Source organism: Azospirillum sp. OGB3, from assembly GCF_014192915.1.
In the GTDB taxonomy this organism is placed as follows: Bacteria; Pseudomonadota; Alphaproteobacteria; order Azospirillales; family Azospirillaceae; genus Azospirillum.
Genome location: NZ_JACHYN010000001.1, coordinates 268697 through 284802, shown reverse-complemented (window position 1 = coordinate 284802; position 16106 = coordinate 268697). Strand labels below are relative to the sequence as shown.

General features: G+C 70.5%; 11 protein-coding genes. 5 read left to right on the top strand and 6 right to left on the bottom strand.

Going from position 1 to position 16106, the window contains the following annotated elements:
- Positions 1-15 precede the first annotated feature (15 nt).
- From FHW79_RS01390 to FHW79_RS01370, 5 genes are all read right to left on the bottom strand, one after another.
- A complete protein-coding gene (locus FHW79_RS01390) occupies positions 16-1113 on the bottom strand; it encodes a hypothetical protein (RefSeq protein WP_183177330.1) in 1098 nt (365 codons plus the stop codon).
- Positions 1114-1348: 235 nt separating this feature from the next.
- The gene (locus FHW79_RS01385) at positions 1349-1582 is read right to left on the bottom strand and encodes a DUF1150 family protein (protein WP_183177329.1); all 234 of its coding nucleotides are present in this window, start codon (positions 1580-1582) and stop codon (positions 1349-1351) included.
- 75 nt (positions 1583-1657) lie between these two features.
- Positions 1658-2137 carry an Hsp20 family protein gene (locus FHW79_RS01380; protein WP_014239222.1) on the bottom strand — a complete coding sequence of 160 codons (480 nt, stop codon included), beginning with the start codon at positions 2135-2137 and terminating at the stop codon, positions 1658-1660.
- A 187-nt stretch (positions 2138-2324) separates the two neighbouring features.
- A complete protein-coding gene (locus FHW79_RS01375) occupies positions 2325-2750 on the bottom strand; it encodes a GtrA family protein (RefSeq protein ID WP_183177328.1) in 426 nt (141 codons plus the stop codon).
- The gene (locus tag FHW79_RS01370; RefSeq protein WP_183177327.1) at positions 2747-3838 is read right to left on the bottom strand and encodes a glycosyltransferase family 2 protein; all 1092 of its coding nucleotides are present in this window, start codon (positions 3836-3838) and stop codon (positions 2747-2749) included. The genes FHW79_RS01375 and FHW79_RS01370 overlap by 4 nt, the downstream gene beginning before the upstream one ends.
- A 586-nt stretch (positions 3839-4424) precedes the next feature.
- Between FHW79_RS01370 and FHW79_RS01365 the strand changes: the two genes are divergently transcribed.
- From FHW79_RS01365 to FHW79_RS01345, 5 genes are read left to right on the top strand one after another with little or no spacing between them, the layout of a single operon-like run.
- Positions 4425-7031, top strand: a complete 2607-nt coding sequence (locus FHW79_RS01365) for an ATP-binding protein (RefSeq protein ID WP_183177326.1) — start codon at positions 4425-4427, stop codon at positions 7029-7031.
- Positions 7032-7090: 59 nt separating this feature from the next.
- Positions 7091-10945: a response regulator gene (locus FHW79_RS01360; protein ID WP_183177325.1), complete on the top strand. Its 3855-nt coding sequence runs from the start codon at positions 7091-7093 to the stop codon at positions 10943-10945.
- A 53-nt stretch (positions 10946-10998) separates the two neighbouring features.
- A complete protein-coding gene (locus tag FHW79_RS01355) occupies positions 10999-11919 on the top strand; it encodes a diguanylate cyclase (protein ID WP_183177324.1) in 921 nt (306 codons plus the stop codon).
- Positions 11920-11950: 31 nt separating this feature from the next.
- Positions 11951-13183, top strand: a complete 1233-nt coding sequence (locus tag FHW79_RS01350) for a molybdopterin-binding protein (RefSeq protein WP_183177323.1) — start codon at positions 11951-11953, stop codon at positions 13181-13183.
- Positions 13184-13210: 27 nt separating this feature from the next.
- Complete coding sequence (locus FHW79_RS01345) at positions 13211-15193, top strand: molybdopterin biosynthesis protein (protein WP_183177322.1); 1983 nt, start codon at positions 13211-13213, stop codon at positions 15191-15193.
- Here the strand turns inward: FHW79_RS01345 and FHW79_RS01340 are convergent.
- Complete coding sequence (locus FHW79_RS01340) at positions 15171-16073, bottom strand: pirin family protein (RefSeq protein ID WP_183177321.1); 903 nt, start codon at positions 16071-16073, stop codon at positions 15171-15173. The genes FHW79_RS01345 and FHW79_RS01340 overlap by 23 nt on opposite strands.
- Between the last annotated feature and the right edge of the window lie 33 nt (positions 16074-16106).

Sequence of the window (16106 nt, the reverse complement as noted above, 5' to 3'; positions counted from 1 at the left end):
GGCGTCACGCAAGGATCACGCGCTGGCGGAGCGGGCGGACTGTTCCAGCGACTTGATGTGGGACAGGCCGGGCAGGATTTCCGACTTCACGAACTCCATGCGCCGGTTCGGGCCGCCGCCGCCGCGGGCGAAGCGCGCCTTCCACAGGTCCATCTTCACCGCCAGACCGCACAGCACGCCGCCGATGGTGACGTGGTGGGAGGCGATCAGCTCGCGGATGGAATGGAAGGTCTCGGCGTTGATGTCGCGCCAGAAGTCCTTGGACCGGTTGTCGAAGCTCTCGAACCGTCCGGTGATCGAGGTGGAGATGTCGGTCAGGTCGCGGCTGATCTCGTCGAGCATGCGCATCTGCCGGGCGTCGCGCTTGACCTCGGTGGAACTGCGGATCTCGGCCATCCAGGAAAGGAAGCGCTGGATCTCCGGGACGATGTCGTCCAGGCATTTCTTGAAATAGGCCAGCGACAGGAAGATGTCGCCGTACTCCTCAAGGAACTGCGGGATCTCCCCAAGCTCGATGTCCAGCCGGTCGGCCATCATGCGCAGGTTGCGCAGCGCCTCGTCCCGGTTGGGGTTGGAGAACATGCCGATGATGTCCTTCACGTCCTGGACCTGCATGTCCTCGGACCCGTAGACATACTCGACCAGCGGGCGCGTGAAGACGCGCATGTAGTTGGTCAGCTCCTCCTTCTTGCGGTCGGACAGGGTGAGCGACTCGATGCTGTTGACATCGATGTTCATCCGCCGCAGCTCGATGCGGGAGGTGTAGACGTCGAAGCTGGAGGCGGCGGCGATCTTCTCGATCTTGACGAGATCGCGCTCCACCTCGTCCTTGTAGGATTCGAAATAGGCGGTGAGATGGCGCGGCGAGACCTGACCGCTGCCGGTCTGGACGTCGTGGAACATCTCGACGACGGTCTGCAACCGCACGTTCTTGATCAGCCGGGCGTGCTGGAGCCCCGGCGTTTCCAGCGGGATGGCCGACAGCGGCATGATGTGCAGCGCGTCGCGGGCCTCGTCCTCCCACTGCTTGCGCCGGCCTCCGCCCTGGGGCCGGGCCGGCTTGTCCCCTGCAACCTCGGCCACAGCCTCGCTGGTGTCTGCCCCGTCGCTCAATGCCATCTCCCCGCAAGCCGGCGCCCATCCGCCCGCTCGTCCACTTTCGAGGCCCCCCACAAGGATAGCGGGTTGAGGGGGGCAGGCAAGGGTTGAAGGGGGCGTCCCGGAGCAATGTCATAGCACCGGTCGTACAGAAACGAAAAGGGCCGGTCCGCGGCGGGCCGGCCCTTTCGCAACCTCCGGGGAGGTTTCCGTGAAACGTCCGGGCGTCACCAGCGGCACGCCCCGGGCGTCAATGGACGCTCAGCGGCTCCATGTCGTTCTGGCGGACGGTGGCGAAGGCCACGTCGCGCTCGGCCAGCACCGTCAGCGGCGTGCCGTCGGCGGCGTGGACGGAGAAGGCCGGGGCGTCGTCGACGGTCACCGGCCGCACATAGGCCACATGGTCCAGCCCGAAGCTGGCGAAGTCCTGGGGCGACAGTTGGCGCAGGAAGGTTGCGGCCTTGTCGGTGTTGAAGCTGTTCATGACGCAGTCCTTTGGACGAATCGGTCGAGGAGGTGAAGACGGCAGGTCTTCAGGCTTGTTGGGCGCCGGAACCGGTCAGGCGTCGCCGCGGTCGGGGGCGACGTCGATGGTCTGCGGTCCGGCGGTGCCGCTGGCGGCCTGGGCGGGCTGCTCGATCTTGATGGTGCGGACCTTCGGTTCCGGCAGGGGCCGCTTCAGGTCGATGTTGAGCAAGCCGTTGTCGAGCGAGGCGCCGACCACCTCGATCCCCTCCGCCAGCACGAAGCTGCGCTGGAACTGCCGGGCGGCGATGCCGCGGTGCAGGTAGATGCGCGAGCGGTCGTCGGTCTGGCGGCCCCGGATGACGAGCTGGTTGTCCTCAATCTGGACCGACAGATCCTCGGAGGTGAAGCCGGCAACGGCCAGCGTGATGCGCAGGCCCTCGTCCCCGATCTGTTCGATGTTGTAGGGCGGATAGCCTTCCGCGGAATTCTTGGCGATGCGGTCCAGCGTGCGCTCGAACTGGTCGAATCCCAGGAGCAGCGGACTGTTGAAGAGCGAAAGACGTGTCGTCACGGCGCATCCTCCTCGAGAGGCGAGCGAGTTGCACATTGGGCCCGTTGCCGGCGCCCGGCTGGCTGGCGGCCCGAAAGGGGAGGATCGGCGCCGCTCCGTCATAGATTGGGGTAGGCCGCCCGGTGGTCAAGGTTCGCCGTTGCGGCAAAGCGCTCCCGCCCTCCGGCAGGGCATCGGTGCCTCGGGGTCAGGCGAGGGGATGGACGGCCGGTGCCGTGAAGACGAAGCGCCGGCTCGACCAGTAGTTCCAGGCGAAGGTGACGGCGGTGGCCGCGATCTTGGCGGCCAGAGGCGGAACGGCGGGGACGAGCAGACCGACCACCAGCGTCGACAGTCCCAGCCCGACGAGGTTGAAGGCGAGGAACAGCGGCAGGCGGCGGGCGATGGGTGCGGCTTCCCGGCGCAGGCGGAAGGTCCAGCTGCGGTTCAACAGGAAACTGCACAGCACCCCGGCGCCGTAACCGGCGGCGTTGGCGGCCAGCACGGGCATCCCGGCGAGCGACACCAGCGCCAGGAACAGCGCGAAATCCACCCCGGTGTTCAGCAGGCCGACCAGGGCGAAGCGGATGGCCGTCCAGGGAACGGCCCGCCTTTGGCCGTCCGTGCCGCTCAACTGTTGGCCTCGCTTTTGACCTCGATGCGCGAGAAGGCCTCGGCGGCGGCGGCGATGCCGGTTCCCAGATGCACCACGACGGGGTCCGGCGCGGCCGGAATCCCGGCTCTGGCGGCGGTTTGCTGGGCGGCCAGGGCGTCGGGATGGCGGGCGATGCGGTCCACCACGAACAGCGGCCGTTGCTTGGTCTCCATGTAGAGTCGTCCCAGATACTCGCCGAGCACGCCGAGGATCAGCAGCTGCGTGCTGCCCAGCACCAGCGAGACGACCATCACGCTGGTCCAGCCGGGCACCGTCGCGTGCTGCGCCCAGCTCACCAGCGCATAGCCCAGCGCCAGCAGCGCGCACAGCGCGAAGAAGAAGCCGACGTAGGAGGCGGCGCGCAGCGGCTTGATGGAAAAGCTGGTGATGGCGTCCACCGCGAAGCGGATCATCTTGCCCAGCGGGTACTTGGTCTCGCCGACGGCGCGGGCCTGCCGGTCATAGGGCAGCGGCTCCTGCTTCAGCCCGATCCAGCTCACCATGCCGCGGATGAAGCGGTGCTGCTCCGGCATGGCGTTCAGCACCTCCAGGGCGCGGCGGCTCATCAGGCGGAAATCGCCGGTGTCCTTGGGAATATCGATGTCGACCAGCCGGTCGAGCAGCCGGTAGAACAGCGCCGCCGTGCCCTTCTTGAACCACGTCTCGCCGTCGCGGGCCATGCGGGTGCCGTAGACCACGTCGGCCCCGGCGTCCATGCGGGCCATCATGGTGGAGAGCAGTTCCGGCGGGTCCTGCAGGTCGGCGTCGATGATCAGGATGCGCTCGCCCCGGCAGACATGCAGGCCGGCGGTCAGGGCGAGCTGGTGGCCGTGGTTGCGCGACAGCCGCACCCCCGTCACCGCCGGGTCGTCGCGCACCAGGGCGGCGATGCGGCCCCAGGTGCCGTCGCGCGACCCGTCGTCCACCAGGATCAGCTCATAGCCTTCCCCGACCTCGGCGCGGCAGGCCGCGGACACCCGGCGGTGCAATTCGCCGATCCCCTCGGCCTCGTTGTAGCAGGGAACCACCACGGACAACCGCGGGGTCCCGGCAACGGCGTGCTGCATGAACCTTCTCCTGTCACCGCCACCCGTCCGCGCTCCCGGCCCGACGGCCGTCCTGCCAATGGCTTTCCCGGCGTGAAATCCAAGGGAGGACCCCTTCGGGCGAAGGCGCGTCCTTCGGGCGACGCCGGCGCGGTACCGCCGGCATCCCGCTTCCGCAACGGGATCGCAGGCCCTTTTGCGCCGCCGCAATTCGGTACTAACCCGGTCATGCCCCCGCCGCTCCGGCCCGGCGGGCGCAAATCTCCGCATCGTCACAGGCCTATGGCATTTGCGACGATTGCCGGTGCGGACGGGGTGCCCTGAAGGGTGTGGCGCGGTGCGGTGCCTTCCGCATCCGGGCGGGCCTTCCGCGCTTCGGGCCGTCGTCCCTTCGCCACCCCGGACGGCGATGCCGGGAGGGTTGCCTCCTCCGGGTTGCCTATGACGGGCGACCACCTCCGGAGCGGCACGCCCCTTGCGTCGAGGCGGCGAACGGGCGGGCCGAAACGGAGCGGCATCCTCCCGTATGCCGTGAATGCGTTGCACGATGCGAATCCGTATCGCGCCGCACAGGCAAAATGCAAACCAGGGCCGCCGGGGGGTTGCGATGCACACGATGAACATGGTTTCCAGCGAACTGCTGCTCGGGCTGGCGCAGAACATTGGGCTGTTCGCGGTCGTGGCGGTCGTCTTCCTGCAGATCCGCAGCCGCGCCGCCGGCTGGCCGGCGCTGGGGGCCAACGCCCTGCTGGGCCTGATGTTCGGCGGGGTGGCTGTGCTGGGCATGGCCGATCCGGTCCTGGTGGCGCCGGGCCTGTTCATCGACGCGCGCAACATCATCGTCGGGCTGGCCGGTCCGTTCGGCGGTCCTGTGGCCGGAGCGGCGGCGGCGGCGGTGTCCGGTGCCTTCCGCATCTGGGCGGGCGGTCCGGGAGCGGTCGCGGGAGTCACTTCGGTGGTTGGGGCGGGCCTGATCGGCATTCTGGTGGGTGCTGCGGCGCGGCGGAGCGGGCGCTTCGGCAATCGGCATCTGACCGCGCTGGCCCTGCTGGTGACGGTGATGGCGCCCTTCAGCTTCCTGCTGCTGCCCCCCGATCTGGCGCGCCGGCTGATGGACACCGCGCTGCTGCCGCTGAGCCTCGGGAACTTCTTCGGCACGCTGGCGCTGGGCACCTTCCTGCGCAAGGAGCAGGAGCGCTGCGATCTCCAGACCGCCCTCACCGAGAGCCAGCGCCGCTTCGCCGCGACGGTGGCCAACCTGCCCGGGGGGGTGTACCAGCGGGTGCTGACGGTGGACGGACGGTTGCGCTTTCCCTACTGCAGCCCCGGATTCTTCCAGGTGATGGGCTTGCCGCCGACGGAGCCGGTGACGCTGGAGGCGCTGAACCGCATCCTCCATCCCGAGGACCGTCCGCGCCTCTACGCCTCGATCCACGCGTCGGCCGAGACGCTGGAACCCTGGAACCTGGAATACCGGATCTTCCGGCCGGACGGCGAGGTCCGCTGGATCAGCGCCACGAGCCGCGCCGCACGGCGCGACAACGGCGACATCGTGTGGGACGGCATCGTCACCGACGTCACCGAAGCCAAGCGCAACGAGCAGGCGCTGATCCAGGCCCGCCTGGAGGCCGAGGCGGCCAGCCGCGCCAAGGCCGAGTTCCTGGCGACCATGAGCCACGAGATGCGCACCCCGCTGAACGGCATCCTGGGCTTCGCCCGCCTGCTGCTGGACGAGGATCTGACGCCCCGCCAGAACCACCACGCCCGTCTGGTGCGCGACGCCGGGCGGTCGCTTCTGACGGTGATCGAGGATGTGCTGGACTTTTCCCGGATCGAGGCGGGGCGGCTGGTGCTGACCGACACCCCCTTCGCCATCCGTGACCTGATCGCCAACTGCGCGGCGGTGCTGCGCCTGGAGGCCGAGGCGAAGGGGCTGACGCTGCACGCCGCCGTGGGGCCGGACGTTCCGGAGTGGCTGCGCGGCGATCCCGACCGGCTGCGGCAGGTGGTCCTGAACCTTCTGGCCAACGCGGTGAAGTTCACCGAGCACGGCGGCGTCGGTCTGACCATCGTGAAGATCGCCGACACCCCCGCCGGGCCCCATTTGACGATCAGCGTCACCGACACCGGGATCGGCATCCCGCCCGACCGGCAGGGCCAGCTTTTCCAGCGCTTCAGCCAGATCGACCGGTCGCGCGGGGGCACCGGCCTGGGCCTCGCCATCAGCCGGCGGCTCGTGGAGATGATGGGCGGAACGGTCGGGGTGCAGAGCCAGGCGGGCGTCGGCTCGACCTTCTGGCTGTCGCTGGTGCTGCCGGAATCCGCCCCGCTCGTCCGGGGTTGTGCCCCCTGCGCGGCGGACCGCCTGGTCCCGCACCGTCCGCTGCGCATCCTTCTGGCCGAGGATCTGGCGATGAACCGGGAACTGACCGTGGCGATGCTGCTGGGGGCCGGCCATCGGGTGGACACCGTCGTCAACGGGCGGGAAGCCGTGGAGGCGGTGCAGCGCGGCGTCCACGACCTTGTGCTGATGGACGTGCACATGCCCGAATTGGACGGTCACGCCGCGACGCGGGCGATTCGCTGCCTGCCACCCCCCGTGGGGACCATTCCGATCCTGGCGATGAGCGCCAGCGCGCTTCCCGACGAGGTTCGGCGCTGCCATGACGCCGGCATGAACGGCCACATCGCCAAGCCGGTGGACCGCTCCGCCATGCTGGACATCATCGACCAGGCGGTGGGCAGGGGCGCCCAGGGCGGGCCGGCCGTCGCAATCCCGGCACGCATGGCGGAAGGGGACGGTTTGCCCGATGCCGTGGTGGAGCCGATTCCGCTCCGTCAGCCGCTCGATCTGGCGATGCTGCGCCGGCTGTCCGACGACCTGGGGGAGGACGCCTGCGCCCGTCTGGCCGTCGCCTTTCTCGATGAACTTCCTCAGCGGATAAGCCGCCTGCGCGAGGCCGGCGGCGTGGCGGGGCAGGCGCAGGCGCTGATTGCGCCCTCGGCCGGTCTGGGGCTGGTCCGTCTGGCGTCCGCCTGTCGCGCGCTTTGCGCCGCCCTCCGTGCGGGCCGTCGGGACGAAGCGGCGAGTTTGGCCGACAGCGTTCTGGACGCGGCGGATGAAGGGGCGAGGGCCCTGCGCGAGGCACTGGCCGCCGACCGGTCCGAGGCCCTTTTCAAGTCTCTTGCGAAGGACATCGTCCGGACGCCATAATTACCATGCGCGGCAATTTTCTCTCCTCCGGCGTGCGCCGGACTGGGCGGACACCGGTAATGGACGAAGCTTTCCTGACGGCGGAGGGGCCCGCCGCGGCCACCCGCACGCGGCTGCGGACCTTGCTGACGACCATCGTCGGGGTGATCACCCTGTTCGGAGTCGGCCTGTGGGGAGCGGCCACCTGGGCCGACCGCGACGAGGCGGTGAGCCATGCCCGCGACCGGACGCTGAGCGCCGCCCGCCTGCTGCATGAGCATGTGCGCCGCACCGTCGCCACCAGCGACCTCGTGCTGCAGCGCGTGGATGACCGGCTTCGCGTGCGGGAGATGGAATCGGTCGCGCGCGATCTGCCGCTGTGGCAGGAACTGCGCGCCATGGCCGACGCCATACCGGAGATCAGCGCCATCTGGATCCACGACGCCGCCGGAAGCGGGCTGCTGACCAGCCGCCAGTTCCCGGCGCCGCCGATGAACAACACCGACCGCGCCTTTTTCCAGGCCCACCGGAACGGCGAGGCGTTCCACATCGGCGGGATGATCCGGGGCCGCCTGTCGGGCAAGCCGACCTTCACCATCAGCCGAAGGATCGGCACGGTGGAGAATTTCCAGGGCGTGGCCAACATCGCCGTGGACCTGGATTATTTCCGGTTCTTCTTCGAGGGCCTGAACATCGGCCGCGGGGGTGCGGTCGCCGTGTACCGCGAGGATGGGACTCTGCTGTTCAGCCTGTCCGGCCAGGACGGCGGCGCGCCACCGTCCGCGGCATCGTCGAACCTGCCGCCGGTCCCTCCTCCGATGGATGAAGCGCCGCGCTCCACCGGCGGAACGATCTTCAGCCGGTCCCCGGTGGACGGGTCGGAACGGATCGTCGCCAACCTGCGGGTCCAGGATCTGCCGCTGGTCGTGCAGGTCGGCATGTCGCAGGGCGAGGCGCTGATGCCCTGGCGCGAGCGGACGATCCACGGCGGCCTGCTGGTCCTGCTGGCGGTGGCCGCCTGCGCCGCGCTGGCGGCGGCGGCGGCGCGCAGCCTGTCGCGCGAGGAGGTGGGGCGCCGCCGGCTGGCCGAGACCAACGCCGACCTGGACGCCACCGCCCGCAGCCTGGAGCAGGCCAACCGGGCCTTCGCCGGGGCCAACCGGCGGCTGAACCTGATTCTGCAATCCGCCTCGGAGGGCATCTGCGGCGTCGACCGGGACGAGCGGATCACCTTCGCCAATCCCGCCGCCTGCGCGCTGACCGGCTACAGCAACGAGGAGATGCTGGGCCGCAGCCTGCATGTGCTGCTGCACCACACCCGCGCCGACGGCACGCCGGCGCCGACCATCGACTGCCCGGTCTTCGAGGTTCTGCGCACCGGCGAAGCGCGCGGTGGGTCGGAGGACATCTACTGGCGCAAGGACGGCACCAGCTTCCCGGTGGAGTTCGCGGCGTCACCGATGCTGGAGGACGGGCGGGTCGAGGGCGCGGTCGTGGTCTTCCACGAGATCGCCGAGCGCAAGCGGGCCGAGGAGGCGCTGCGCCAGGCCAAATCCGTGGCCGAGGCGGCCAGCCGCGCCAAGAGCGAATTCCTGGCCAACATGAGCCACGAGATCCGCACGCCGATGAACGCCATCCTGGGCCTGGTCCATCTGATCCAGCAGACCGACCTGTCGTCGCGGCAGCGCGACTACGCCCAGAAGATCCGCGTCTCGGCGCAGTCGCTGCTCGGCATCCTGAACGACATCCTGGACTTCTCCAAGGTGGAGGCCGGCAAGCTGGAGCTGGAGCGGGTGGAGTTCCGCCTCGACGATCTGCTGCAGAACCTCGCGGTGATCGTCGGCGCGGCGGCGCAGGACAAGGACATCGAGGTTCTGTTCTCGGTCGGGCCGGAGGTTCCGCTCGAACTCATCGGCGATCCGCTGCGCCTGCAACAGGTGCTCATCAACCTCGCCGGCAACGCCATCAAGTTCACCGACGCGGGGGAGGTTGTGGTGTCCGTCCGCGCCGTCGAGGTGACGGAGGAGCGGACGGTCCTGGCCTTCTCCATCCGCGACACCGGCATCGGCATCGACGCCGAGCAGAAGGAGCGCCTGTTCCAGGCCTTCAGCCAAGCCGACAGCTCCACCACCCGGCGTTACGGCGGCACCGGGCTGGGGCTGGCGATCTGCACGCGCCTGGTCGCGCTGATGGGCGGCGTGATGGACGTGTCGAGCGAGCCCGGCCAGGGCAGCGATTTCCATTTCACCGTCGTTTTCGGCAACCCCGCCTTCGGGCTGGCCGGCTTGGCGGGGGCCGGGCGGGCGGGGGAGCATCCGCTGCGGTCCCGTGTCGTGCCGCGCGGCCTGTCGGTGCTGGTGGTGGACGACAACCTCACCGCGCGTGAGGTGCTGGGCGAACTGGTCACGTCCTTCGGCTGGCGGGTCGCGCTGTGCGCGTCGGGGGCCGAGGCGATCGCCGAGCTGGAGCGCGCGACCGCCGCGGGTGAGCCCCACGACATCGTGCTGATGGATTGGAAGATGCCGGGGATGGACGGGCTGGAAACCTCCCGCCGCATCCGCGACGACGGGCTGGTGAAGGCTCCGGTCATCATCGTGGTCTCCGCCTTCGGGCGCGAGCGGATGGGCGCCGGGGCCGGGGAGGCGGGACTGGAGGATCTGGGCCTGGGCGGCGCACTGGTGAAGCCCGTCACCGCTTCCTCCCTGCTCGATGCGGTGATCGACGCCTATGGGCGCGGCACCTGGGGCGACTCGCCGGAGGCGACGCCGCGGCACGCCTGTGCGGCGCATCCCGCCGGCCTCCTCCGGCCGCAGCCGGTGCGCCCCCTGTTCGGACAGCGCCTTCTGCTGGTGGAGGACAACAGCATCAGCCAGGAGGTGGCTCGCGAGATCCTGGAGCGGGCTGGCGCCCGCGTCACCCTAGCCGGCAACGGATACGAGGCCCTCGCCTGCGTCGAGGCGGCGGACCCGCCCTTCGACCTCGTGCTGATGGACGTGCAGATGCCGGAGATGGACGGATTCGAGGCGACGCGCCGGCTGCGCGCCCGGCCCGCCGGGCAGGGATTGCCGATCATCGCCATGACCGCCAGCGCCCTGCCGTCCGATCGCCAGCGCTGCCTGGACGGCGGCATGGACGACCACATCGCCAAGCCGATCGACGTGGAGCAGCTGTTCTCCGTGGTGACCCGCTGGCTCGGCCAGCCGGCAGCGGGCCATCTGGTGGCGGGCGCGCCGCTCCTGCCCAAGCCTGTGCCGTTCACGGCCAGCGCGGCGCTTCCCGCCGAACTCCCGGGCATCGACGTGAAGGACGCGCTGCATCGGTTCGATGGCGACGTGGGGCTGTTTCGCAAGTTCGTCACCGACTTCGCCCGGACCTATGACGGCGTGGCGGATGGCATCGCCGTCGCGCTGGCCGCGGGAGATCTGCCGCGGGCCAAGGCGCTGGGCCACGAGCTGAAGAGCCTTGCCGGCAACATCGGCGCCCGCACCCTGTCCGCCGCCGCGGACGCCGTGCAGGTCGCCGCCTTCCGCGGGGACGGGGTGGCGGCGGCGGCGCAGCTGCCGGTTCTCCGCGCGGAGCTGGAGGCGGTGCTCGATTCCGCCGCCCGGCTGGCCGTCGCGCCGGGACGCGCCACCGGCGGCGTCTTCCCCGCAGCCTCCGGTGGATTCGGGGGCGGTTTCGCGGGCGGTGCAGAACCGGCGGTCGACATCAGGACGCTGGAACCCATGCTGGAGCGCTTCGCGCGGCTGCTGCGCGACAGCAACTTCGCCGCCGCGGAGGAGTTCGCCGTGCTGGCGCCACCGCTGGCCGATTGGATCGACCCTGTGTCGATGAAGGCTCTGTCGTCGGCCGTCGATGGCCTCGACTTTACAAAGGCTCAAGGAATCTTGCGCAGGATCACACTGGATCTCGGCCTGTCCCTGCCGGCCGACTGACCCGTATCACTCCGACCACCGCCTTTCGGGAAACCGTTCTCCAGGAACCGACCATGACCGATGCACGCTCCAAGATCCTGGTGGTTGACGACATCCCGTCAAACGTGCACGTGCTGAGCCGTATCCTGAAGGACGAGCACGATATCTATTTCGCGACCGACGGTGCGAAGGCGCTGGAGCTGGCACAGTCCCGGCTGCCCGATCTCGTACTGCTGGACATCATGATGCCGGGCATGGACGGCTACGAGGTTTGTTCCCGCCTCAAGACCGATCCGATCACCCGCGACATCCCGGTCATCTTCATCTCGGCCAAGAGCGAGGTGGAGGACGAGACCTACGGGCTTGAGGTCGGCGCCATCGACTTCATCTCCAAGCCGATCAGCCCGCCGATCGTCAAGGCGCGGGTGCGCAACCATCTGCTGCTGAAACGGCAGACCGACCTGCTGCGCACCCTGTCCTTCAACGACGGCCTGACCGGGATCGCCAACCGCCGCCGATTCGACGAGGTGCTGCTGCGCGAATGGCGGCGCTGTGGGCGGGTGCAGCTTCCATTGTCGCTGATCATGCTCGATGTCGACCAGTTCAAGCCTTACAACGACCATTACGGTCATCAGGCCGGCGATGAATGCCTGCGCGCCGTGGCCCAGCTTCTGGTCGGGCAGATGATGAGGCCGGGCGACCTGATCGCCCGCTACGGCGGCGAGGAGTTCGTCTGCCTGCTTCCCGAAACCGACGAGGACGGAGCGGTCAAGGTTGCCGAACGCCTGCGCCAGACGGTGGCCGAGCGGCGCCTGCCCCACGCGGTGTCCCATGTCGCCGACCACATCACCATCAGCCTGGGCGTCGCCACCGCCCGGCCGCTGCTGGACGACACGCCCGACCGGCTGACCCAGTTGGCCGACGGCCTGCTCTACGAGGCCAAGCGGGCAGGCCGCAACCGTGTGTGCAGCGGCGGTGTCGAGGTTGCGGTATAAGGGGTCGACCTGAGGCATCACGGGTGCATCCATGAGTTCGGCCAGAGCGGGAGACGACCGCGCGACCGGGGACCGGCCTCCCAATTCCGCGACTCCGTCCGACGTCCGCGGGCGCGGCTTTTCCAGCCGTGCCGCCCTGCCGGTGATGGAAAGCTGGATCGACGCCACCATTCGCCCGCTGCCGCCGCACGCCGTGGCTCCGGCCGACCTCGCCGCGACGCTGGCGCAGGGCGTGGTCCTCGCCGCGCCGGTGACCGTGCCGGGGGATTGGCCACCCGCCGACCGGGCCGCCCGCGACGGGGTGGCGGTGGCCTCCAGCGACACGCTGGGCGCCGGCTCCTACAACCCGGTTCCGCTGCCCGGCGCCGTGACGGTCGCGGCGGGTGAGCCGATGCCGCCGGGGACCGACGCGGTGCTGCCCGTCGAGGCCTTGCAGGCCGATGGTCCCTTCATCGAGGCGCTGGGCAGCGCCGCCCCCGGCGACGGGGTGGAGCGGCGGGGCGAAGGCCTGCGCGCCGGGACGGTCCTGCTGAAGGCCGGGCACCGGCTGCGCCCACAGGACCTTGGGCTGTTCGCGGCGCTGGGGATCGACACGCTGCCGGTCGGCGCCCGACCGCGGGTGCGCGTCGTGCTGGCCGGGGGACCGCGCTCCGGCCCCGAAACGCTGGGCGCCATGCTGACCGCGCTGGTGGCGCGCGATGGCGGCGTGGTGGAACTGGTCGGGCCGCTGCCGGCGGACCGCGCCGCGCTGGCCGCCGCCTACGCGGCCCCCGGCGCCGACCTGCTGATCTCCGCCGGGCGCACCGGGGTGGGAGAGGACGATGTGGCTCCGCTGGCGCTGGCCGACGCGGGGACGTTGGCCCTGCATGGCGTGGCCCTGCGTCCCGGCGATTCGGCGGCGCTGGGGACGGCCGGCGGCGTGCCCGCCGTCCTGCTGCCCGGCGAGCCGATGGCCTGCCTGGCGGCCTATGAGCTGCTGGCCGGGCGGGCGGTGCGCCGTCTGGCCGGGCGGGACCCGGCTCTTTCGCATCCGGCGGTCCCCGCCGTGGCGGTGCGCAAGCTGGTGTCGGAGATCGGTTGCACCGAACTCCACCGCGTGCGCTGGACGGCGGACGGGATGGTCGAACCGGTCGCCTCCCCGCACCGGCCGGGTCTGTCCGGGGCGGTGCTGGCCGACGGCTACGTCCTGATCCCTGCGGAAAGCGAGGGCGTCCCCGCCGGGGCCACCGTGACCCTGCGCTGTTTTGACGGTACAAGTCTCTGAACGGCATCGAATGAAGGGGGGAGGGGCGTGTCCAACCAGGACATCCGGCGTTTTGTCGCCCAGGCGGCCCGGCAGGAGCAGTTTCTCGAGGTGGTGGGCCGCGACGAGGCCGAGGCGCGCTTCCGCCGCCATCTCGACCTGACGCCCAAGGGGGCGGAGACGGTGCCGCTGGGCGCCGCGCTGGGCCGTGTGTTGGCCGCCGACGTGGTGGCGCAGGTCGATGTGCCCGGCTTCGACCGCTCCTCGGTGGACGGCTTCGCGGTGCGCGCCGCCGACACCCAGGGGGCGGGCGAGGACACGCCGGTCGTGCTGCGCCTGAACGAGGAGGTGCTGTCCGCCGGGCGCGTCCCATCGCTGACCGTCGCCCCCGGAACGGCCACGGTGCTCGCCACCGGCGGCATGCTGCCGCGCGGCGCCGACGCCGTGGTGATGGTCGAGCACACCGAGTCGCGGTCCGGGTCGCATGAGGAGGGCGACGCCCTTCTGGTGGAGATCCGCAAGCCGGTGGTGCCCGGCGCCTTCGTCGCCGCCGCCGGGTCGGACATCGGGCGCGGCGAGACGGTGATGCGCCGCGGGCAGCTGCTGACCTCCCGCGAGATCGGCGTTCTGGCGGCCATCGGGCGGGCCGATGTTTCGGTGGTCCGCCGCCCCCGCGTGGCGATCCTGTCCACCGGCGACGAGATCGTCACCCCCGGCGAACCGATCCGTCCCGGCGCCGTTTATGATTCGAACGCTGCCATCCTCGCCGCCGCGGTGGAGGAGCTGGGCGGGGAGCCGGTCCGGCTGGGCATCGCCCGCGACGACGAGGTGGAACTGGCCCCGCTGGTCGAGCAGGGTCTGGCCTGCGACGCGCTTCTGCTGTCGGGCGGCACGTCGAAGGGTGCGGGCGACCTGTCCTACCGCATCGTCAGCCGCCTGACCGATCCCGGAATCGTTGCGCACGGCGTCGCCTTGAAGCCCGGCAAGCCTCTGTGCCTGGCCGTCACGAAGGGCAAGCCGGTGGTGATCCTCCCCGGCTTCCCGACCTCCGCCATGTTCACCTTCCACGAGTTCGTCGCCCCGGTGCTGCGCGCCCTGGCCGGCCTGCCGCCCGCAGCGAAGGAGAGCGTGGACGCGACGGTGCCGATGCGGTTGGGATCGGAACGGGGCCGGACCGAATATGTGATGGTCTCGCTGGTGCGCGGGGCGGACGGCGCTCTGGCGGCCTATCCCCTGTCCAAGGGGTCCGGTGCCGTGACCGCCTTCAGCGCGGCGGACGGCTTCATCGCCATCGACCCGCAGGCGGAGGCGGTGGAGGCCGGCACCCCGGTGTCGGTCCAGCGCATCGGGCGCGACACCCGCCCCGCCGACCTGATCGTGATCGGCAGCCATTGCGTCGGGCTGGACGCCATCACCGGCCAACTGGTCGGGGAGGGGCTGACGGTCAAGGCGCTGAACGTCGGTTCCATGGGCGGCCTCGCCGCCGCCCGGCGCGGCGAATGCGACGTGGCGGCCATCCACCTGATGGACCCGAAGAGCGGGGAGTACAACCGCCCCTTCCTGACCCCGGCGCTCGGCCTCGTGACCGGCTACCGCCGCCTTCAGGGCATCGTCTTCCGCAAGGGCGACGTTCGTTTCGAAGGCAGAACGGCCGAGGAGGCCGGTCTGGCGGCGGCGCAGGACCCCGATTGCATCCTGGTCAACCGCAACGCCGGCAGCGGCACGCGCATCCTGACCGACCGGCTGCTCGGGGTCGCGCGCCCGACCGGCTACTGGTCGCAGGCCAAGTCGCACAACGCCGTGGCGGTGGCGGTGGCCCAGGGCCGCGCCGACTGGGGTGTGGCCATCGACAGCGTCGCCACGCTCTACGGGCTGGGCTTCCTGCCCCTGCAGGCAGAGCATTACGACTTCGTGATCCCCAACGACCGCCGGGAGCGGCCGGCGGTCCAGCGCTTCCTGGCGGCGCTGGCCGATCCGGCGGTGCGGGAGAGGCTGACGGCGCTCGGCTTCACCGTTCCGGAAGCGGAATGAACTCCGTCTCGCCGGGAACGGCGTCGAACCGTCCGGCCTGCCATTCGGCCTTGGCCTGCTCGATGCGGTCCTGGCGGCTGGAGACGAAGTTCCACCAGATGTGGCGCGGGCCGTCCATCACGGCGCCGCCCAGCAGGATCAGGCGGGCGGCGGTTTCGGCTTCCACCGTTACCGCGTCGCCGGGGCGCAGCACCAGCAGGCGCCCGGACTCGAAGCGGTCGCCGTGGATGGTGACGGTGCCGTCGGCGATGTAGAGCGCCCGCTCCTCCGTCTCGCGGTCGATGGGCAGGCGGGCGCCGGCGTCCAGCGAGGCATCGACGTACAGCGTGTCCCACAGCGTGTTCATGGGCGAACGTACACCGTACGCCTCGCCCGCGACGACGCGCAGCCGCTTGCCCTCGCCCTCCACCACCGGCAACTCGTCGGCGCCGAGATGGACGAAGGCGGGGTCGGTCTCCTCATGGGTCTTGGGCAGGGCGACCCAGGACTGGATGCCCGACAGCAGCCGGTCGCGCCCGCGCTCGTCGGTGGCGGAGCGTTCGGAATGGGCGATGCCGCGCCCGGCGGTCATCCAGTTCACCGCCCCCGGCCGGATCGGCAGGACGGTGCCCAGGCTGTCGCGGTGCAGGATCTCGCCGTCGAACAGGTAGGTGACGGTGGCCAGCCCGATGTGCGGGTGGGGGCGCACGTCGATGCCCGCCCCGGCCTTGAGGATCGCCGGCCCCATCTGGTCGAGGAAGACGAAGGGCCCGACCATCCGCTTGCGGACGGAGGGCAGGGCGCGCCGCACCTCGAACCCGCCGATGTCGCTGGTGCGCGGAACGACCACCGTCTCCAGCCAGCCGTCCGGAGACTCGGTCGATGTTGGCGCCGTCGTCATGCTTGTCCTCCCGTTCCCGAAGCCTGTTCCCAA